Below are 14,983 nucleotides of genomic sequence, written 5' to 3' on the forward strand. Positions count from 1 at the left end.
GTTGAATTTTAGGTGTAAATTTTAACCACAGTAAAACATTATTTCTCAATGTTTTACTGTGGTTTTTTATTCCTTCTAAAAATAAATTACAAAATGTTTTTGTACAATCAAAAATAGTTGTAATTTTGAATCGTTGATAACGTCAACTATATTTAATGTCAACGAATTTATGGAAATTACAAAGACTTCATTTCAGTTTTTATTCGCCAATACAATAAGAGCACTCTTCAAACAATCGGCTAAAGAGTTTGAAAATCAGAATGTTAACATAACTCCTGAACAACATTATTTACTCAGGATTTTAACATCACAAGAAGAGTCGATACAGTCGGATTTAGCAGAAATCATGCAAAAAGATAAATCTGCGATTATGCGCCATATTGATCAGCTTGAAAAAATGGGTTATGTTGTTAGAGTAAATGATGCCGTTGATCGCCGTAAAAAACATATTGTTATCACAGAATTAGGCACACAAGTAATCAAAAAATGCGAGGAAATTATCAATCGTCTTAGTGAAAGAAATATGCAAGATATTTCAGAAGATGAATTAGAGATATTCAAAAAAGTACTTATTAAATTAAAAGAGAACGCTGAAAAGTAGTTTTTTTTGCTCAAATAGTTGACAAAATCAACTATCACTAAAGTCAATAATATTTTTATCAACTATCATTATGAAAAAGAATAAGATTTTCTTTTATCTGATATTATTCGTTTTGGGCTATGATGTTCATGCACAAAAGAATATATCCTTAAAAGAGTGTGTAGATTTTGCGCTCAAGAACCATGTGAGCAACACTGTTTACGAGAACGAAATCGCCCTTGCCAAGCAAAAATCAACAGAAGCATTAGCGGGTTATTTACCACAAGTAAGTACCAATATTACTTTTGATGATAACCTCAAAAGACAAGTTTCTATTATTCCAGCAGGCGCATTTAGTCCGACAGAAATTAGGTTACAATTTGGTACGCAATATAATACTACAGGTACAGCTCAATTAGACCAAGTATTATATGATAAGTCGATGTTGGTAGGAATCAAAGCCGCAGAACCGAATAACCAATTGTCGATTTTGAAAAAAGAGCAAAACCAAGACAATATCATTTACAATACGGTCAGTGCTTATTTTCAAGTATTGGTTTATTTAGAACAAGAAAAAATCACGCTAGAAAATGAGAAAAAATACCGTGAATTATTGGACATTCTAAAATTGCGCTTAGAAAAAGGAGTCATTAAAAAGACCGATTACGACCGTACTAAATCAAGCTTGAATAATATCGTTTCGCAGAAATCAATCTTGGAAATGAATAAGCAAGTGGCATTGAACAAACTAAAACATGCTATGGGGATGTCGTTGGACGAAGAAATTAATGTGATAGAATTTTCAAATTATGAATCTTTAGCGCTTGTTGAAAAAGACAATAATTTTCAAGTAAGTAATTTGTTGGATTACAGAATTCAAAACAACAATGCTTTATTACAAGAATTTGACGTAAAACGTAAACAAGCCGCTTTTTTGCCAACGGTTTCGATGTACGCACGTTATGGCGCTACCAGTTTGAATAATGAATTTGCAAAATCATTTTCTAATTGGTTTGATTTTTCAACGGTTGGTTTGAAAGTAAGTGTGCCAATTTTCAGTGGCTACCGCAAATTAAGTCAGTTGAAGCAAGCAGAAATTAGTTTATTGAATGCTAAAGCAAACATGCAAATTAGTGCTAATAATTTGCAATTATCTTTCAAAAATTCAAATGCACAATTGCAGAAATCACAATCAGATTTAGTCATCAATCGTGAAAATCTCTATTTCGCCAAACAGGTTTTTGAAAGTAGCGATTTGGAATATCAAAAAGGCGTTTCAACGCTTTCTGATTTGCTCAATGCAGATTATTCATATAAAGAGGCACAAAGTAATTATATCACTTCTTTGATTAACGTAATGAGTTCAAGACTTGAATACGAAAAATCTAAAGGAAATTTAAAAAGCTATATCAACCAATTCTAATCTTCAGACCCATGAAAAAGTCTTTCATCATAACATTATCATTACTTGTTTTGGCAGGAGCAATCGCATTCACACTTGCTAAAAATAAGAAAAAAATTGAAGCGAATAAAGTAGTGGTTGACCGCTCAATTATTCCTGTAGCAGTTTCAACGATTAAAGTAGATTTCCAACCATTTGATGGCAAAGTAAGTTTGCCAGCCAATTTAGAATTGAGCAACGAAGCAACAATTGCCATCGGCGTTCAAGGTAAAATCGAAAAACTTTCGGTTGAAGTTGGTTCAAGAGTTTCAAAAGGACAAGTGATTGGGCAATTAGATTCAAAATTGAAAATTATCAATTTGAAAGCTAATGAGTTAACACTTAATAAATTAGAAAAAGAGTATCAACGTAATAACGATTTGTTCAAAGGAAATGCAGGAACAGAATTGAGCGTAATCAATTCTAAATATGATGTTGAAAATACTCGTATTCAAATTGAACAAGTAAAACAACAAATTGCGGATGGGAACATTGTCGCACCGATTAGCGGAGTTGTTACTTCTCGAAAATTGATGGCTGGTGAATATGTAAGTCCGGGAACAGTTATCGCAACGATTGTTGATGACGTTCATTTGAAAGCCGTTGTGTTTGTGAATGAAAAAGATGTGTATCAATTGAAATTAGGACAAGCAGCTACGATTTCTTCGGATGTTTTTCCAAACAAAAGCTTTGTTGGAACAGTGAAATTCATTTCGCCAAAAGGTGACGAAAACCATAATTACAGAGTAGAATTACAATTGAACACCAATCAATTAAGAGCAGGTACTTATGTAATGGTTGGTTTTGATTTAGGTCGTAAAGCAAGTGTTTTACAAATTCCGAAATTGGCTTTGGTAGAAGGTACAAAAAATCCTTATGTCTATGTGGTGGAAAACAATGTCGCTACGATTCAGAAAATTACTGTTGGACGTGAAATCGGAGAAAACATTGAAGTAATTTCTGGCTTACAAGCAGGACAAGAAGTAGTAACCAGCGGACAAATCAACTTGACTAGCGGAAGTAAAATTAGTAAAACTACCAATCAATAATCGTTAACAATATGTCAATTACCGAAATATCAATAAAACGACCATTACTGATTACAGTAATTTTCGTAACGCTTATTTTGTTTGGTTTTGTGAGTTATAAACAATTGAATTATAACCTATTACCTAAATTTGAAGCGAATATTATCATGGTTCAGACGACCTATCGTGGTGCGTCTTCCGATGAAATTCAGAACGTTGTAACCAAACCGATTGAAGAAGCCGTTTCGGCCATTGAAGGCATCGACAAGATTTCTTCTACTTCTTCAGAAGGGCTTTCATTAGTAACTGTACAATTAAAATCTGGGATTAATACGCTTGATGCACAAAGAGATGCAGAAAGAAAAATTAATCAAATTAAATCTACTTTACCCGACGATGCCGACGACCCTGTTGTGAATCGTTTTAATACAGACGAAATTCCTGTATTAAGAATCAGTGCTTCGGCAAAAATGTCTGAACCAGAATTGTATGATTTAATTGATCAAAAAATCAAACCAATTTTATCGAACGTCGCAGGCGTTGGTACAGTACGTTTGATTGGTGGAAACGAGCGTGAAATTCAAGTAAACTTAGATAACGATAAGTTACAAGCTTATAATATTTCTTCGGCACAGGTAAATCAAATGATTTCGAACAGTAATAGTTCGTATCCTGCGGGAAGTATTTTGAGTAACAGCAGTCGTACTTCTATTCGTTTGGATGCCAAATTGGTAAAAGTAGAAGAATTAAGAAACTTGATTATTCGTCAAAATGCGGATGGAAGTAGAGTTTTATTAAAAGACCTTTCGGTTATTACAGACGGACAAACAGAAACAAAAACCTTGAACCGAAACAATGGTCAAGCAGGAATTGGTATTGAAATCGTAAAACAAGCCGATGCCAATGCGGTGAATGTGAGTAAATCGGTAAAAGAAAAATTGCAAGTAATTAAAGCGAGTTATGCTTCGAAAAGCTTTTCTTATGATATTGCTGCTGATCAATCTATTTATACGTTGGCTTCTGCCGATGCCGTAATGCACGATTTGTTCTTGGCGATTATCATTGTTGGAGCGGTAATGTTGTTCTTTTTACATAGTTTCAGAAGTTCACTTTTTGTATTGGTTGCCATTCCATCGGCAATGATTCCGACCTTTATTTTGATGTATATTTTTGGGTTTTCGCTCAATTTGATGACATTAATGGGACTTTCCTTAGTCGTAGGTATTTTGGTGGATGATAGTATCGTGGTTTTAGAAAACATCTATCGTTACCTTGAAATGGGTAAAAGTAGAGTAGAATCAGCGATTGAAGGACGAAAAGAAATTGGCTTTACAGCGATTGCGATTACTTTGGTGGACGTTGTGGTATTCTTACCTTTATCAATGAGTGGCGGTTTAATTGGAAATATCTTACGTGAATTTTCATTGGTAGTTGTTTTTTCTACTTTGATGAGTTTGTTCGTGTCATTTACTTTAACGCCATTATTAGCTTCAAGATGGGGGAAAGTTGAAATTTTGAGTGAATCAAGCCTTTGGGGAAAAATTAACTTAGCTTTTGAGAGATTTTTAGATAATGTAAAAGAAGAATATGGCAAATTATTGACATGGGCACTTGGTCATAAAAGATGGGTATTAATTAGCATTTTTGTGATGTTTGTAGGTTCAATTGCCTTGTTAGCAACAGGTTTTGTGGGTTCATCTTTTGCAGGTTCTGGCGACCGTGGCGAGTTTGCCATTCAGCTTGAAATGGCTCCGCAAACGCCTTTGGCACAAACCAATTTGATGACCAAACAAGTGGAACAATTATTATTGCAGAAACCAGAAGTATCAAAAGTTTTTGCCAATGTAGGTACGCAAACAGGTGCGGCTGGTACGGGAAGTTCTAATTCAAATATTTCGGAAATATCGGTTACTTTGGTAGAAAAAGAACATCGTAAAGTTTCGACAGATGCTTTTAGTGCAGCCATAAGAGATGAAATAACGAAAATTGCAGGTGTAAAAGTAGTGATTCGTCCAGTGAGCCTTACAGGAGGTAGCGAAGCACCGATTCAAATTGCGATTAAAGGAGTGGATATGGCTGTGATTCAGGATATTGCGAATCAAATCAAAGCCATAGTGCGTAAAACGCCAGGAACTGATTATGTAGAATTTAGCACGAAAAGTTTAAAAACAGAAATTGCCATTGAACTCGACCGTGATAAAATTGCCAATGCTGGTTTGACAGTTCCAGAAGTAGGAGGGGCTATTCAATTAGCTTTTAGAGGGAACGACCAATCGAAGTTTAAACAAGCAGGAGAGGAGTATCCGATTAATATTTCTTTAGAAAAATCGGATAAACGTTCTATCGAAAATGTTCGTGAATTAACACTTCGTAATAGTCGTAACACGATTGTAAAATTAAAAGATGTTGCTACCGTTTCAGAAGTAGTGGGTCAGGCAGTGTTAGAACGTTCCGATCGTATGAATTCAATCAAAGTAACGGCTTCGGCAGTTGGTCGCCCAACAGGAACGATTGTAGCAGATTTACAAAAACAAATTGCTAAAATTAAAGTACCAGAAGGCGTAGTGATTGATTATCAAGGAGAAGCCCAACGTCAAAAAGATGCTTTTGGTAGTTTAGGAACAGCCATGTTATTAGGAATTTTGTTAGTGTATTTAATCATGGTTGCACTTTACGAAAGTGTTGTTTATCCATTTGTAGTACTGTTTTCAATTCCTGTGGCATTAATTGGAGCGTTATTAGCCTTGGCTTTAACGATGGAATCGTTGACAATTTTCGCTATCGTTGGTTTGATTATGTTATTAGGTTTGGTGGCAAAAAATGGGATTTTGATTGTCGATTTCACCAATCACTTAAAAGAACAAGGTTTATCGGTAAAAGAAGCTTTGGTAGAAGCAGGGAAAGAACGTTTACGCCCAATTTTAATGACGACCATCGCCATGATTACGGGTATGTTGCCGATTGCGTTGGCTTCAGGTTCCGGAGCAGAAGTAAAAAATGGAATGGCTTGGGTAATTATCGGAGGCTTAACAAGTTCAATGTTCCTGACTTTATTGTTAGTACCTTGTATGTATTACATTATTGAAGGCATGAAGAATAGAATTTTAAGACGTTTTCAAGCTAAATAAGAAATAGATAGATTTTTAATAAAGAAGCTGTCCTAAAAGAAAGCAACAACTAAATATTCTTTGGTGCTTAACTGAGCGTCAGGGCTGAGATCTTTCGCAGAATAATATTGGGCGATAAAAACTTTTTGGACAGCCTCTTTTAATAGGAATACGCTAAACTAACATTCCAAACAAAATCATCACTAGGAATATTCGATTGAATCTTTTGATTTACGGTTGAAGAAAGTGACAAAGGAAACTTATGTTTTGCTAAAGTAATTGTTGAGGTTACATAATAGCCATCTACTTTGTCTAATCTCAGATAATAAACTTGTGGCGCAAATTTCATGTAAAAAGCTTCATTAATTTTAATGTTTGTGAAATTGCTTCCTAATGCCACAAAGTTGGTATGTTGAGTAGCATCGGCAAGTCCTCTTGAATATAAAAGATAAAGCCCAATGCTAATGTCTTTAGAAAGGTAATAATTCGGAGTTAGTTCTCCTGCCCAAAAACGCCTGACGGTAATGAGATCTTTTGATACTCCGTTGTCGATAATGGATTTATTTTGAAAAACAATAGAAGGATGAATGCCTATGCCCATTTTGAATTTTTCTTTTTGTGCTAATTTATAGCGCATCCAAAAAAGAAAAGACCAAGGTTTGGCATCTTCAATGGCAAAACGAAGCTGAGGTTCAAAACTAAAACGATTTTTGCGGACTATAAAATCGAATATCGTAGCGGGCTTTCCCAACATAAAAGTTGGAATAAACGAAAGTCCATTATTGGTTAGGGTTACAGTTCCTTCTAAATGAGTACTGTGCTGAAGACTATCTGTTTTTTGGCAGAAAATAATATTGGAAACAAGCAATAAACTAAATAACAAGTGCCGTTTTAGGGCACAGGTTTGCATTCGCTGATAAGACATCGTTTTTATATTAGTTGGGTTTTTGATTGATTCTGATAATTGTAACTTCTTTAATTAAGCAGTCTGTATTCATTGGGAGATTGCCCCACTTTTTGCTTGAACAGTCTAGTAAAATGTTGTGGGTATTTAAAACCCATTTCATAAGCAATTTCTTGAATAGATTTGCTATGATCGAAAACCTTCTCTTTGGCAATGTCGATTACTTGGCTGAGGATGTATTCTTGTGCGGATTTTCCTGTTTCCTTCTTGACTAAATCTCCGAAATAATTGGCTGATAAATGAAGTTGTTCAGCAAAGTATTTAACGGATGGTAAACCTAATTTTTGGGGATTATTAGATTGGAAGTAACCGTCTAATAATCGCTCAAATCTTATTAAAGCATCTTTATTTAGATTTTCACGAGTAATAAACTGTCTGTCAAAAAACCTTACGCAGTAATTTAAAAACAATTCTATATTGCTGATAATTAATGTTTTACTGTGTTTGTCTATGCCATTTTCTAATTCAAATTTGATTTTCTTAAAGCATTCTAACACTACTTCTCTTTCACGATTGGAGATATGTAAGGCTTCGTTGACATCATAAGAGAAAAAAGTATAATCTTTAATATGCCTGCCGAGTGCAGTACCACGAATAAAATCTGGATGAAATACCAATGCCCAACCGCTTGGCTGAACCAATATTTTGTCGGATAACTCAAAGCCAAATACTTGACCCGGAGCAATAAAAATTAGGCTTTCTTCTTGATAGTCGTAATGGCTACGTCCGTATTTCATTTCTTCACATTTTACATCTTTTAAAAAGATGACATAAAGTTCTGAAACATAGCGATTGGCTTCAATGGGAATTGATTTTGATTGGTCTAGAACACTTACCAATGGATGTAAAGTTTCTTGACCTCTCTTTGCGTTAAACTGAACTACGCTTTCTAATTTTACGATTTTATCCATGATTGTACTGACTGTTGTGCCAAAATTAATATAAATATTCATGGATTTTATATTTATATTCTTAATCAGTAATAATGGTATTATATACAGTAATTTATATAATCCTTGAGATTTATAGGTAATGACATATAAAAAGGGAGTACAAAAGTTTTAGCCTCCATACTCCCTTTGGTATTTATAAATGGTAATGTTTAATTCAAAACCTGTTCATGTGACAAGAACTCCAACTGACGAAAAATAGGAATAAGTGATTTGCCTTTTTCAGACAAATTATATTCTATATGCAATGGTTTTTGCTTGATAATTACTTTTTCTAATAATTCTTGTTCTTCCAATTCTCTTAAAGCTACCGAAATAGATTGTTTGTTAGAACCTTCAATTTGTCGTAATAACAAATTAAAACGAATAGGGCCTTCTAAGGCTATTCGAAAAATTTGGGGTTTCCATTTCCCAGAAAGAGTTTTTAAAAGATGTTCTGCTGGGCATCCATCAGTACTTGCTGTCTTAAATTCCATAAATTTTAATGCGCTGATATTCAGATATAGTAAGGCGGCTCTTCTGAAAAAATGTTCAATTGGTATGTTAACTCTTTCTTATTTGATAAAGTTCAAAATGATAGTAATTGGGCAATTTACTTGATTTATTCTTTTGTTCAAGCTGATTTTAACTTCAATTAACATCTTTTGCAAAAAAAATTAAAAATAAGGCATTATTTAATAGTCATGTTTTTCTGACTAATTGACACCCATCAAAAATATGTAGAGCTTTGTATCAGAAACTCAAGGAACAATTAAATTAAACCTACACGGTATTATTCTAAATGAAATATACCTTAATACTAAGCCTGATGTTATTGCCAATTTTGGCTACCGCTCAGGTGAAACAACAAAATATGAATAACTCAACAAACAATCCTCTTTTGTGTGACTTAGAAACTGGCATTTGCGAAATAGCTGATTCGGATGTTAACGAAAATTCAAAAACACTAAAAGACGAAGCCCAAAAAAAGATTAAAATTATTTATTATACCGACCCTATTTGTTCTTCATGTTGGGGAATAGAGCCACAATTGAGAAAATTAAAGCTTGAATACGGTAAAAATATAGAGGTAGAATACAGAATGGGGGGCTTGTTGCCCGACTGGTCGTATAACCGTGGGGGAATCAGTAAACCATCAGATGTGGCGCACCATTGGGATGAAGTAAGTGAATATTATGATATGCCCATTGATGGTGATATTTGGTTTGAAGATCCACTTAATTCTTCCTACCCGCCTTCTATTGCTTTTAAAGCAGCAGAACTACAGAGTAAAGAAAAAGCACTGTTGTTTCTTCGTGAAATCAGAGAAATGGTTTTCCTGCAAAAGAAGAACATCGCTAAATGGGAGAATATATCGCTTGCTGCACAAAAAGTGGGTTTAGATGTTCATCGTTTGCAAGAAGATTATGAAGGGAAAGCCAAAACACTTTTTTCAGAAGATTTACAATTGGGGCGCAAACTAGGAGTGAGGGGTTTCCCGACCATGTATTTTGTAGATAGCGAAGGAAAATACGAAACCATTTATGGAAGTAAGCCTTTTGGCGTTTATGAACAAACGTTAAAAAAACTACAGCCCAAAGTTGAGAAAAATCAAATTAATAAAAATTGGAATAATTTATTCACACAATATCAAACACTTACCTCTAGAGAATTTGCAGAACTGTCGGGAATGCCTAGAAATGAAACGGATGCTTACCTTCAAAAGCTTGTAGAAAATGGGGAATTGACTCAAATCGCAAGTAAGAATGGTTCTCTTTGGAAGAAAAAGTAGCAACCCAACAAAATGCAAGCCTATTTTTGAGCATCATTTTAGCAATAGAATGATGCTCACTATGTTTATTTCCCCCTTACATTTCAGCTAAATCAGCATTATTTTCTTCTTTGAAATAGCACCTACTTCTGCTATCGCCTCGCCACCTAACAGGTGATTACATAAAGGTTAGTTTATAAAATATCTATATATTGTAATATCTATTAAACAATCTTAATAAATATTAAATATGATGCTTAAACAAAAGGCTTATTGGCTTACCTTTTTCTTCTTTACTTTATTCTTTGGAAACGTATTTGCGAATGTTTCTGTCGGAAATTTAACGGTAGATTATCAATCAAATCCTCTAGGAATTGACATTTTAAACCCTCATTTTGCTTGGCAAATGCAGGTTTCGGAAGTCAAAAAAGGGCAATCTCCTAAAAGGGGATACATTCAAAAAGCTTATCAAATCATCGTTTCGGATGCCCAAAATCAAATCGTTTGGGATTCTAAAAAAGTAAATTCCGACCTTTCGCATGGCATTGAGTACGTCGGAACACCCCTAAAAGCCACCACTCGCTATACTTGGAAAGTAAACGTTTGGGATAATTTCAACCAAATGAGTAGCAATACTTCATGGTTTGAAACAGGCTTGATGAACCCCAATCCAGATTTATCGGCATGGTCTGGTGCAAAATGGATTGGCGGTGGCGATGAAGATTTGGTTTTGTATGCACATTATCTTTCTGTCTATAAATTTCAATATGCTATCCAGCTCGACAAAGCTTCTAATTCAACAAAAGCAGCCTTTACTTTCGGTGGAAATGACCCTCGTTTGATGGATAAAAACTTGAATTTAATGACTATGCAAAATACTCAAAACCAAAGTTATATCGCTTTGGAATTAGATATTTCTAATGTTTCAGAAGCGACAGACGGATTAGCTAAATTGAATATTTACAGAGTTGGTTATGATAAAAGTGATTCAAAAGACAAAGTTTTTAAATCTTTTGAAATACCACAAACCCTTATCAACCAAGCCAATAAATATGAAAAACATAAGATTTTTGCAGAATGTAATTTTGGAGTATTTGAGTTTTTTGTGGATGGAAACAAAGTAGAAAATTTACTAAAAGATAAAAGTGCTGCTCCGACTTCGCCTTTTGCACAAAGAGGTTTCAACTTAAATCCTGTTGGAAGTGGTAATAACTTTATCAGTTTTCCGATGTTGTCGGATATTGGTTTTCAGACGAACGAGAATCAAAAAGCTTATTTTTCAGAGCTTGAAATCAAGAATTTTCGTTTTCCTTCTAATACACTTTTTACTGAAAAGTTGACGAATAGTAATTATTCTGGGATTTTTAAATCTGAAAAATTAAGTATTGAAAACAGTACTTACGCTATTTCGGGTGGAGCCTTGATTTTAGCAAATCCAAGTAAAAATGCCGCTCCGATGCTTAGAAGTACTTTTGCCACACAAGCTAAAGCCATCAAAAATGCTCGTTTGTACGTAACTGCAAGAGGTATTTATGAAATGTATTTGAATGGGAAAAGAGTTAGTAACGATTACTTTAATCCCGGACTTACACAGTACAATAAACACCATTTGTACCAAACTTACGATGTTACTTCGGCATTGAAACAAGGCGAAAAAAATGCGATAGGTGCTTGGCTAAGTGAAGGTTGGTGGAGTGGAAACATTACTTACAGCGGTGAAAGCTGGAATTATTTTGGTGACCGCCAATCGGTTTTGACAAAATTGGTCATTACCTATTCAGATGGTTCAGAGCAAGTAATTACTTCAAATCCGAAAGAATGGAAGTTTTTCAACGACGGCCCAGTTCGTTATGGAAGTTATTTTCAAGGAGAAGTCTATGACGCTAATAAAGAGGAACTTATCAAAGATTGGACAAGTGCCAATTACAACGATAATGCTTGGAAAGCTTCGGTTGAAGTAGCATTAGAAGGAACAGCATACAAGGGAACTTTCACGGATTTTATGGGTAGAAAATCTACTTTTGATTATCAAGATTGTAAAATTGTGGGTCAGATGGGCGATAATGCCAGCATTGTAAAAACAATGATTGCCCAAAGTGTAGAAGAAGTTCGTCCGAAAGTATTTGTTTATGACATGGGTCAAAATATGGTAGGCTTTCCGCAAATCTTGATTAAAAACGGAAAAAAAGGACAAGCAATAACACTACGTTATGCCGAAGTAAAATACCCAAGTCTGCCTGATTACAAAGGCAATGAAGGAATGGTAATGATGGAAAACATCAGAGCTGCATTGACACAAGATATGTATATCTTAAAAGGCGGTGACGAAATCATTCAACCAAGATTTACTTTCCACGGTTATCGTTATGTAGAAGTAACAGGTGTTGACGAAGCCATTGCAGTAGCCGATGTAAAAGGCTTGGTGATTAGTTCTGTGAAAGAATTGAGTTCAGCCTATGAAACATCTAACGATTTGGTGAATAAACTTTGGAGAAATATTACTTGGTCGCTGAGAAGTAATTTCCTTTCAATTCCAACGGATACACCTGCTCGTAACGAACGTATGGGCTGGAGCGGTGATATTTCAGTGTTCTCGAAAAGTGCTACCTACCTTACCAACTCAGATTTATTTTTAAGAAGACACCTTTTGGCAATGCGTGATGTACAAGCTGAAAGTGGTAGATTCACCGACGTTGCTCCGATGGGTGGCGGTTTTGGCGGTACACTTTGGGGAAGTGCTGGGCTTGTGGTCGCTTGGGAAACCTATCAACAATATGGCGATGTACAATTATTGAAGGAACACTACGACGCCATGAAACGCTACATTCAGTTTTTAGAAACTAAAGTTGACAAGAAAACAGGTATTTTGAACGAAGGTCCATTGGGCGACTGGTTGAGTCCAGAAGGAAATAAAAACGATAATACTTTGTTTTGGATGGCGTACTTTGCTTATGATTTAGAAATTATGAATAAAGTAGCGACGATTCTTCAAAAAACAGAAGAAGCAACAGCTTTCAAAACACGTTATGAAGAAGTAAAGAAAATTTTCAATGAAGTGTATGTCGATAAAAATTCTCATAAAACCGTTAAATCAGGTGTAAAAACGGGTTTTATTCCTGCTCCAAACGAAGCGGATACTCGTGGAAAATCTGATAAAGGTACATTGATTGATACGCAGGCATCTTACGCCATTCCTTTGGATTTGGGTGTTTTCGATGAAACCAACAAAGCTTATGCCGTTCAAAATCTGAATGAAAGTATTCAAAGGAAAAACAAAGACGACCTTGGCGTAGAACGCCCTGAATATTCGTTGATGACAGGTTTTATCGGAACCGCTTCTATTTCAGAAGCACTTTCTGAAAATGGAAGTTCAGCCAACGCTTACAGACTTTTACAACAAACCAAGTATCCGTCATGGTTGTACTCAGTCGTAAACGGAGCTACTTCTATTTGGGAAAGACTTAATTCTTATACTGTAGAAAATGGCTTTGGTGGCAATAATAGCATGAACTCTTTCAATCATTACTCTTTCGGAGCAGTAGCAGCTTGGATGAATAATTACTCTTTGGGCATTCAGAGAAGTCCAGAAAAGGCTGCCTTCAAAGCCATCATCCTAAAACCAACACCTGACCCTGATAAAGTAATGACTTGGGCAAAAGGATATTACGATTCGGTATATGGAAAAATCAGTAGCGAATGGCGTTATGTAGGCAATACTTTTGTTTATAAAACCACGATTCCAGCCAACAGCAGTGCGACACTTTATTTGCCAGCCAACAGCATTAATCAAGTAAAAGAAAGTGGCAAAGCCCTGACGCAAACACAAGGAATTAGTCAGGTAAGCCTTGAAAACCAGCAAGTAAAAATGACTTTGAGTTCAGGAACTTATGAATTTGAAGTGAAATAGTCATCAAGCATTTATAAAAAGGTCTGAATAGCGTCTGCTGTTTAGACCTTTTTTATGAGTTTAATAAGAATTGCACTAAACTTTAATTTAAAACACACAATTATGTTTCAAGCTCCCAAACTAAATTTAACCCCCAAAGAAGTACGCTACAAAAATAATATTCAACGCTTAATTGAATTCTGTTCATATTGTCAACCTTATGATGAAAGTGATGTCGTGTGGATTTATGGCGATAGGGTTGAATTAGAAGAATTATTTTTACAGTGTAATATAGCTGAAAAATATTGGAATAAAATTGTTCAACATTTACATTGTCCAAATTGTGGACATGACTGTATTGACCTTACTTTAAGTATCGGAACGAAAACAAAGTTTGATGAAGAGATTGAAAAACATCTTGCTAAAGTACATCGTGTTTATGGAACAGTAATCAAAGAGTTTGAGCAATATATAGAAAAGTACCCTTTACTTGCATACAAGCATAAATTTGCAAAAAAGATTTTCAAAGAATTACATGAAAAAAAATTACCTATATTATCAATAGATGGTAACTTTTATAGATCTAGACCTGTTGAAACCTCTGAGGTTTTAAATTCTGACAAAATGCATCATCCTCCTAAAGGGAAATCAAAAGAAGGTAGATTTAACCATTCAGGTCAAAGTCACTTGTATCTAGCAAGTGATAAAAATGCATCTATAAAAGAAGTTGTTTCAAATGAGGATGCTTCATTAGTTTGGTGCCAAGAATTTAAAATAGAAAATAAAATTAATAATATTTTAGACCTATCTTTTCAGTGGGAGCATCTGACTCCTTCAACTTCAATTTTATTGCTATCATTGAAATTATTTAATTCAATAGGAAGGACAGATAGGAATAATGAATTATGGAGGCCTGATTATTATTTAACAAGATTCATTATGGATTGTGCAAAAGACCTTGGCTATAATGGAATAAAGTATAATTCAGCTAAAGAGAAGAAGGAGTTTAACTTGGTTTTATTTTATCCTGAAAAAATAAGTTTAAAACCTATTGGGAAGCCTTGCATTGAGATTTTTTTAAGAAAAGAAGACATTAACCAATTTGATTTATTTAAAATTGAAATATAAGAAAATTTATCATTCTCTTTGTTCTGCAAGTTAAGCATAAGGATAGATAATAACGTTCTGTGAGTGTTTAAAGTTCAAAATAAAGAATTCTTTTAGAGCGATTCCGTGTTGATAAATTTACTTTTAGCATTCCCACTCCTTCTTAAATC

Annotated in this window: 10 protein-coding genes; 7 read left to right on the top strand and 3 right to left on the bottom strand. The window is 34.6% G+C overall.

The features are described 5' to 3' along the window. The first annotated feature begins 169 nt into the window (after window positions 1-169). The 4 genes from ABID42_RS16520 (at window position 170) to ABID42_RS16535 (ending at window position 6,177) form a co-directional block, all read left to right on the top strand. Window positions 170-601, top strand: coding sequence for a MarR family winged helix-turn-helix transcriptional regulator (locus ABID42_RS16520; protein WP_367284610.1), 432 nt, complete (start codon window positions 170-172; stop codon window positions 599-601). A 70-nt stretch (window positions 602-671) separates the two neighbouring features. Next, complete coding sequence (locus ABID42_RS16525) at window positions 672-2,003, top strand: TolC family protein (protein WP_367284611.1); 1,332 nt, start codon at window positions 672-674, stop codon at window positions 2,001-2,003. 11 nt (window positions 2,004-2,014) lie between these two features. Then, entirely contained in the window at window positions 2,015-3,070 is a 1,056-nt protein-coding gene (locus ABID42_RS16530) for an efflux RND transporter periplasmic adaptor subunit (RefSeq protein ID WP_367284612.1), read from the top strand. 11 nt (window positions 3,071-3,081) lie between these two features. Next, window positions 3,082-6,177, top strand: a complete 3,096-nt coding sequence (locus tag ABID42_RS16535; RefSeq protein ID WP_367284613.1) for an efflux RND transporter permease subunit — start codon at window positions 3,082-3,084, stop codon at window positions 6,175-6,177. A gap of 139 nt (window positions 6,178-6,316) precedes the next feature. Here ABID42_RS16535 and ABID42_RS16540 read toward each other — a convergent pair whose 3' ends face one another. The 3 genes from ABID42_RS16540 to ABID42_RS16550 form a co-directional block, all read right to left on the bottom strand. Then, on the bottom strand, window positions 6,317-7,066 hold the full coding sequence (locus ABID42_RS16540; protein ID WP_367284614.1) for a hypothetical protein: 750 nt from the start codon (window positions 7,064-7,066) through the stop codon (window positions 6,317-6,319). 65 nt (window positions 7,067-7,131) lie between these two features. Continuing rightward, window positions 7,132-8,031: a helix-turn-helix domain-containing protein gene (locus ABID42_RS16545; RefSeq protein WP_435521481.1), complete on the bottom strand. Its 900-nt coding sequence runs from the start codon at window positions 8,029-8,031 to the stop codon at window positions 7,132-7,134. Between the two features lie 191 nt (window positions 8,032-8,222). Then, window positions 8,223-8,546 (bottom strand): winged helix-turn-helix transcriptional regulator, encoded by a 324-nt coding sequence (locus ABID42_RS16550; protein ID WP_323689281.1) that lies wholly within the window; start codon window positions 8,544-8,546, stop codon window positions 8,223-8,225. 305 nt (window positions 8,547-8,851) lie between these two features. Between ABID42_RS16550 and ABID42_RS16555 the strand changes: the two genes are divergently transcribed. The 3 genes from ABID42_RS16555 (at window position 8,852) to ABID42_RS16565 (ending at window position 14,834) form a co-directional block, all read left to right on the top strand. Then, entirely contained in the window at window positions 8,852-9,841 is a 990-nt protein-coding gene (locus ABID42_RS16555; RefSeq protein ID WP_367284616.1) for a ClpXP adapter SpxH family protein, read from the top strand. Between the two features lie 229 nt (window positions 9,842-10,070). Continuing rightward, on the top strand, window positions 10,071-13,727 hold the full coding sequence (locus ABID42_RS16560) for a family 78 glycoside hydrolase catalytic domain (protein WP_367284617.1): 3,657 nt from the start codon (window positions 10,071-10,073) through the stop codon (window positions 13,725-13,727). A 102-nt stretch (window positions 13,728-13,829) separates the two neighbouring features. Beyond that, the gene (locus ABID42_RS16565; RefSeq protein ID WP_367284618.1) at window positions 13,830-14,834 is read left to right on the top strand and encodes an RES family NAD+ phosphorylase; all 1,005 of its coding nucleotides are present in this window, start codon (window positions 13,830-13,832) and stop codon (window positions 14,832-14,834) included. Window positions 14,835-14,983: the final 149 nt, after the last annotated feature.

It is taken from the genome of Arcicella rosea (assembly GCF_040543805.1).
Classification (GTDB): domain Bacteria; phylum Bacteroidota; class Bacteroidia; order Cytophagales; family Spirosomataceae; genus Arcicella; species Arcicella rosea.

Excerpts from the sequence above, each read along its gene's own strand:
- ABID42_RS16520 (WP_367284610.1), top strand. The coding sequence starts at position 170 with ATGGAAATTACAAAGACTTCATTTCAGTTTTTATTCGCCAATACAATA.
- ABID42_RS16525 (WP_367284611.1), top strand. The coding sequence starts at position 672 with ATGAAAAAGAATAAGATTTTCTTTTATCTGATATTATTCGTTTTGGGC.
- ABID42_RS16530 (WP_367284612.1), top strand. The coding sequence starts at position 2,015 with ATGAAAAAGTCTTTCATCATAACATTATCATTACTTGTTTTGGCAGGA.
- ABID42_RS16535 (WP_367284613.1), top strand. The coding sequence starts at position 3,082 with ATGTCAATTACCGAAATATCAATAAAACGACCATTACTGATTACAGTA.
- ABID42_RS16540 (WP_367284614.1), bottom strand. The coding sequence starts at position 7,066 with ATGCAAACCTGTGCCCTAAAACGGCACTTGTTATTTAGTTTATTGCTT.
- ABID42_RS16545 (WP_435521481.1), bottom strand. The coding sequence starts at position 8,031 with ATGGATAAAATCGTAAAATTAGAAAGCGTAGTTCAGTTTAACGCAAAG.
- ABID42_RS16550 (WP_323689281.1), bottom strand. The coding sequence starts at position 8,546 with ATGGAATTTAAGACAGCAAGTACTGATGGATGCCCAGCAGAACATCTT.
- ABID42_RS16555 (WP_367284616.1), top strand. The coding sequence starts at position 8,852 with ATGAAATATACCTTAATACTAAGCCTGATGTTATTGCCAATTTTGGCT.
- ABID42_RS16560 (WP_367284617.1), top strand. The coding sequence starts at position 10,071 with ATGATGCTTAAACAAAAGGCTTATTGGCTTACCTTTTTCTTCTTTACT.
- ABID42_RS16565 (WP_367284618.1), top strand. The coding sequence starts at position 13,830 with ATGTTTCAAGCTCCCAAACTAAATTTAACCCCCAAAGAAGTACGCTAC.